Origin of the sequence: Cellulophaga sp. F20128 (assembly GCF_023015805.1) — a bacterium.
Classification (GTDB): domain Bacteria; phylum Bacteroidota; class Bacteroidia; order Flavobacteriales; family Flavobacteriaceae; genus Cellulophaga.
On the sequence record NZ_JALKBA010000039.1, the window covers coordinates 1 to 5,116 of the forward strand.

The 5,116-nt window shown below is 30.2% G+C and carries 7 protein-coding genes; 2 read left to right on the forward strand and 5 right to left on the reverse strand.

The features are described from left to right. The first annotated feature begins 179 nt into the window (after window positions 1-179). Window positions 180-494 carry a DUF6730 family protein gene (locus MWU65_RS17250; protein WP_247079926.1) on the forward strand — a complete coding sequence of 105 codons (315 nt, stop codon included), beginning with the start codon at window positions 180-182 and terminating at the stop codon, window positions 492-494. A 6-nt stretch (window positions 495-500) separates the two neighbouring features. Here the strand turns inward: MWU65_RS17250 and MWU65_RS17255 are convergent, their stop codons facing one another. Genes MWU65_RS17255 through MWU65_RS17265 form a run of 3 tightly spaced genes read right to left on the reverse strand, consistent with a single transcriptional unit; the run spans window position 501 to window position 1,888 of the window. Then, complete coding sequence (locus MWU65_RS17255) at window positions 501-821, reverse strand: hypothetical protein (RefSeq protein ID WP_247079927.1); 321 nt, start codon at window positions 819-821, stop codon at window positions 501-503. 18 nt (window positions 822-839) lie between these two features. Continuing rightward, window positions 840-1,193: a hypothetical protein gene (locus tag MWU65_RS17260; RefSeq protein ID WP_247079928.1), complete on the reverse strand. Its 354-nt coding sequence runs from the start codon at window positions 1,191-1,193 to the stop codon at window positions 840-842. Window positions 1,194-1,228: 35 nt separating this feature from the next. Continuing rightward, a complete protein-coding gene (locus tag MWU65_RS17265) occupies window positions 1,229-1,888 on the reverse strand; it encodes a hypothetical protein (protein ID WP_247079929.1) in 660 nt (219 codons plus the stop codon). Window positions 1,889-2,044: 156 nt separating this feature from the next. On the opposite strand from MWU65_RS17265, the gene MWU65_RS17270 reads away from it, so the two are divergent. Further along, on the forward strand, window positions 2,045-2,263 hold the full coding sequence (locus MWU65_RS17270) for a helix-turn-helix transcriptional regulator (protein ID WP_247079930.1): 219 nt from the start codon (window positions 2,045-2,047) through the stop codon (window positions 2,261-2,263). Window positions 2,264-2,429: 166 nt separating this feature from the next. Here the strand turns inward: MWU65_RS17270 and MWU65_RS17275 are convergent, their stop codons facing one another. Together MWU65_RS17275 and MWU65_RS17280 are read right to left on the reverse strand one after the other, a co-directional pair. Then, window positions 2,430-4,055 (reverse strand): S41 family peptidase, encoded by a 1,626-nt coding sequence (locus MWU65_RS17275; protein WP_247079931.1) that lies wholly within the window; start codon window positions 4,053-4,055, stop codon window positions 2,430-2,432. A gap of 266 nt (window positions 4,056-4,321) precedes the next feature. Further along, window positions 4,322-4,831 carry a hypothetical protein gene (locus MWU65_RS17280; RefSeq protein ID WP_247079932.1) on the reverse strand — a complete coding sequence of 170 codons (510 nt, stop codon included), beginning with the start codon at window positions 4,829-4,831 and terminating at the stop codon, window positions 4,322-4,324. Between the last annotated feature and the right edge of the window lie 285 nt (window positions 4,832-5,116).

Sequence of the window (5,116 nt, forward strand, 5' to 3'; positions counted from 1 at the left end):
ATATCAGGTATTGAAGGAGCTCAAATTTTAAAGAACAATAAAACAGGAGTAATGATTGCAGGAAAAATAGTTGATCTCACACCAAATCTAGCATTGAAACTAACCAAGTTTGTACTGAAAAAAGCAATAAAGATAGCGATACAAAGAGGGATTTCTTACTAAATAAAACACACCTAATTATGACAAAACTTGAAGAGTTAACAGCATTAGTAGTCAATGAACTCAGTGACTTTAAAACTGGTATTGAGAAATTAGAGAAAATCAATAGGGCATTAATTGACACCAAAATTAAGATGGATTTAACGGAGTATAAATCCATGATTGAAACCCATCAACAGGAAATGGCATCTCATAAGGAATTTATGAAAAGCTTTGAAAATCGTTTTAATAACAAAATCAATCAAGCTAAAATTTATCCTACTTGGGCAGTTGTGATTTTTATTGTTTGTATTGTTACTTGTGTGGGTCTTGTTTCCTATATGTTTCTGAAATAATCTTTTTTAAGATTGCTTCATTAAAGCAGATACATCATCCAAAAATTCACCTTCATCAAAAGGTAGAAGTTTTTGTGCCAATTCTAGGGTTTTACGAATGTCCTTACCATGATTCTTTATATAAGGAGGACAATAAGTATCTCCTTGTGTAGCCAAAATACTGACATTCATTAAAGCTTCAATAGTGGTGAATAAATCTAAATAGCCTTCAAATTGTAAGTAAGTAGCCTTAAATTTACCTTTTTGAATATCTGATGGCTGTAATGTGTCGAATTTATACTTAGTTGATTTCATCAATTTTTCAAGTGCCTTCTTTTTTGATTTCATATCCCATTTTATTTAAGGTTATTCCTTTTTGAGTTCTTGTGACGAAAGGATTTCTGTAATCTTATCTAAACAAAACATTTGTGCATCAGGTAGAAGGTCTAACACCATTTCCAATACCCGACTAACACTTTCTTCTTTTGTTATATTTTGATTACTCGGGGACAATAACATGCCGTTTCCGTCCAAAGCAAAGACACAGACTTCCAAAAGGTTCGCTATTTGTGTAATTAGACCTTCATTGCTTTTAACCATAAAGCTTGCTTGGTAATAGACTTTACCTCTAAGCGTTACAGGTTGTAGCTTCCCGTGGAGATTTTGGTGTAGTTGCTGAATTTCCTTAAGTAGTTTTACTTGCTGATTTTTTGATTCCATGTTTATTCGGTATTAAATTGACTTCATTTAATGATTTATGATGTAACTGCCAACTCCCTAAAGGCGTCCAATACTTCCATTTCGTTATGAGGTATCAGGTCCAGTACATACCTAAGAACTTCTCTAATATTATGTTCTGGTTCGGGAATGGAACGTGTTGAACAATAGTCCGCTTCCATGGCGATGATACATACCTTAAGTAAATTGGATATCATAAATGAAACATCCAAATAACCTTCAGTAACAATTCCAGCAGTGTATAGCCCTTTTTTAAAGGGATAGTGTTTTAAAGCGGAAAATTCTTTTTCGAATATTGATTGTATGATACTTAGTGTTTTTTCGGGGATATGGCACTCATAAAAGCTGTCTAATTCTGCATCAGAATTCTGAAATATAATTTTATCCCAAGTACATCCATGAACAAAAAACAAGTTTTCTCCTTTTAGTTGTTGCTGGGCATATTCCAATGAGAATATCCGGTATAAAAAATCCGTTTCATTCTGAAATATTTTAGCAACCATAGAGGATAATTCATTGGCTAATAAGGAAGAACAGTTTCTTTCTAAAATGACAATTAATAAATATTTCCTGTAATCTTGAAACCCAAAATCTAAGCAGTAAATATATTTTACTTCAAGAATGGTAGTGAGCCTAATGATAAGCTGTTCCCTATGTATATTAGCATCTTGACTCATAGTACCCACTGTTTTAAAGTTTACATAATCAGATTGATATTTCAGATATTATGAACTAATGTACTTATAAACGGACAAAATAACAAATTAAAGTTTAGAAAATCGGAATATTTTGTCCTAAAGATTAACTTTATGTACTTAAAACAAGATAAGTGCATGACAAAATTAGGATTATTCTTCGCTAAAAAATCAATAAACAGATCAGATGTGTCTCGCAAAACTGGCATTAGTAAAACGCGACTAAGTGAACTTTCGAATAATTTGAATACACAATTGAAAGTGAAAGAATTGTACTTAATTTCTCTTGCTATTGATGAAGACCCGGGTGAATTATTAAAGGAAGTGTGTAAAGACCTAAAATTACCGAAAGATTAAGAATATATTGAAACAAAGGAACTATACAATAGTTGTATAAAAGATAATTTCTTCATTTTAATAAAACGACAAACCGTCTTTGCTATGGGTTTTTTCCAAAACCAGTACGGTTTAATTTTACTCCATAAATTTGGTTTATAATTGTGGTTATGTTGGCAACAGTATTTTATTTATTAGCTACTTCAATCGCCTTTTCTAAAACTTCATCTCGACCTTGCCTTAAACCGTTTATCGTTGGCTTTATTTCTATATCTATTTTAACACCTTTTCTTTGTGATTCTGAGCCATCTGGGTATGATATGCCAATACCTGTAAAGTAAGTCTTGTAGCCACCTAAATAGTCAATTTTTATATTTCTTCCATCGGCTCCAGCAGTTTGATTTCCTATTGTAATTACATTGTCAGCTGTTTGAAAAGCCATAATAGTAAATTCCGATAAACTTAAGCAATCTTCACTTACAAGAATTATGAACTTTCCTTTAAAAGCTTTTTTACTATTATTAGTTTTTAGGTTTTCATGAAAATAAAAATTCCCTGGATAATGGATATTTGGGGTGTATTTTGAAGCGAAATCTCTTTTTTTTGAATTAAAATATCTCGTATACATTTTATACTTAAGTTGAGGATATCCTCTTAAGTCAACAATTATTGTCTTTTTGGACTTAAAATGTTCAAATATTTCATCAAACTCTTTAACCCCAAACTTACCGGTCATATTGATATAGCCGATATTTTTATTTATTGATGTTGACTTTATTTTTGGATTATACGAATAATTAAAATCTTTAAAATTATAACGATTGACTTGAATCTGTTTGATTTGATTATCTCTTTCAATTTCTAGTGTTACAATATTCTCTTTACCAATTAGAATTGATGATAAGGCTTTTTTAGTTTTGAAATTAGCATTCGAGCCTGATACATATTTTGATTTTTTTTCTACTTCTTTTGTTATGTCTACCCCATTAATTTTTAATATTATATCTCCTAATTTCAAACCATTTAGTTTCGCAAGGGAATCATTGAAAAACCCCGAAACAACCGTTCTATTTTCTATGTGAGAAATTTTAATTGGGAGGTGTTTTTGTCTTTCGTTTGTAAAGGTGATGAAAGCGTGACTGTCGTCTAATTTTGCAACAAGTTCTTTTATTGTGTATTGATATTCACTTTTGTTTGATGAGTTCCTAAACTTTGGAATAACTTCATTCAAAACGGAATTCCAATTTTGGTCGGTAAGATATTTATAGGGGTAAAAATATTCTATAATATTCCAATATTTGAACAATCCCAATAATCTGTATTCTTCATTTGGGTATTCAAAGTTTTTATAAATTGGTTCGTTTGTGACTTTTATATTTCCTTGAGGTTCAATTGAAACGTAAAAATTTTCTCCCTGATTTCTATTCTTTTCAATATATTTTAATTTTGATGAAAGTTCATTAGTAAAAAATGTTGAGTCTTGCGTCCAAGACAAATCAAAATTTTTGTCAAAATAATTTTCTTTTGAATCACATTTTTTGCAATTTTCAATTTCTCCCAGACTATTAATCCAATTTATATAAATAAGTGATAATGATTCTTTATCAGTTGCTTTCATTATTTCAGGAAGATGCTTAATAAATTCTTGGTCCCATTCGTATTTTCCTTTTCCAACTTCTGGATGATAATATTTTAGGAATCCATAAATTTTTGCAAGGGTTGTTAGTTTTTCCGTTTCGGAAAATTTATTTTGTGCAATAATTGTATTTGAGTAAGTAAATAGAAATAATAGGAGAAGAATTGTTTTTTTCATAGGAAGTTTTAAGTTTGATTGAATATCAAAAAAATACTATTTTAATTCTAAAAGTGTTAAATATACTCTAATTGGGAAAATTTTAAATGATTGAACTTGGCTTATGAAAATGTTTTACAACGTGATTGTGTAAGGAACGTTGCGTGTTTGAGTGCGAGGATTTTTCGAAGGAAAATCAGACGCAGGCAAACACGCAATTGCCTTTGTTTAAGCACTAAACCGTAATTATTTTTATACGGTGTTGTGGTGCGTTTTTTATTTTTATTTCACGGAAATTGCAGTCCGTGTTCATTTATTTCTTTGTCTATTTTCACCCATTCAACTCGTTTGTCAATATCTTTTTCTACAGGACTAACAATCATAAACAAGTCCGTCAAATATATAACTTCAACAGTTCGTTTGTTATAACCTAAAGCTCCAACATCTTGCATTTGGAATTCCACTTTTTTAAAGTCCAAATGTCCGTTTTGATAGAGTATTTTTTGTGTTTTCCAACTTCTCGAAGAAAATATGATTTTCATTGGTCCAATTGTCAATATTCCAATTAATGTTAGAAACGGAAGAACTGAACTAGCGATTTTCCATTTGGTCTTTTTGAAACTAAATAAATTACATATTAAGGTTAGAGGTGTCAATATCATAATTCCGAAATATGTAAACGATTTTATAAGTTGACTTTTAATCTCAAAAGATGTTAGTCCGTCAAGTAAAAAAAGTCCAATTATTAGAATTAAAATTCCGTTTAAAAACCTTGATTTGTATTTTTTATTCGTCATTTTTAAATGCACCACAACGCTTCAGCTCGTTTGTTTGTTTCTTAGTTTGAAGGTAGTAAATTTTTAAGAGATTAAGAGATTAAGAGGTTCGGCTAGATACAAATTAATTGATATCGTTTCATAGAATTAAGACTTTTAGAGAGCTACTACTTTTTAAAAAGTAGTAGTTTAGATACTTAACATTAAACTAAAATAGAAGGGATAGCGAGTTTTCGGCTAGATACGCTTGTAGTGATATCGTTTCATAGAAATTCCACCCTTCTATAATTTTCTTAGAATCTGAAC

Bases quoted from the DNA above. Each gene is read 5' to 3' on its own strand.
- MWU65_RS17250 (WP_247079926.1), top strand. From the start codon at position 180: ATGACAAAACTTGAAGAGTTAACAGCATTAGTAGTCAATGAACTCAGT.
- MWU65_RS17255 (WP_247079927.1), bottom strand. From the start codon at position 821: ATGAAATCAAAAAAGAAGGCACTTGAAAAATTGATGAAATCAACTAAG.
- MWU65_RS17260 (WP_247079928.1), bottom strand. From the start codon at position 1,193: ATGGAATCAAAAAATCAGCAAGTAAAACTACTTAAGGAAATTCAGCAA.
- MWU65_RS17265 (WP_247079929.1), bottom strand. From the start codon at position 1,888: ATGAGTCAAGATGCTAATATACATAGGGAACAGCTTATCATTAGGCTC.
- MWU65_RS17270 (WP_247079930.1), top strand. From the start codon at position 2,045: ATGACAAAATTAGGATTATTCTTCGCTAAAAAATCAATAAACAGATCA.
- MWU65_RS17275 (WP_247079931.1), bottom strand. From the start codon at position 4,055: ATGAAAAAAACAATTCTTCTCCTATTATTTCTATTTACTTACTCAAAT.
- MWU65_RS17280 (WP_247079932.1), bottom strand. From the start codon at position 4,831: ATGACGAATAAAAAATACAAATCAAGGTTTTTAAACGGAATTTTAATT.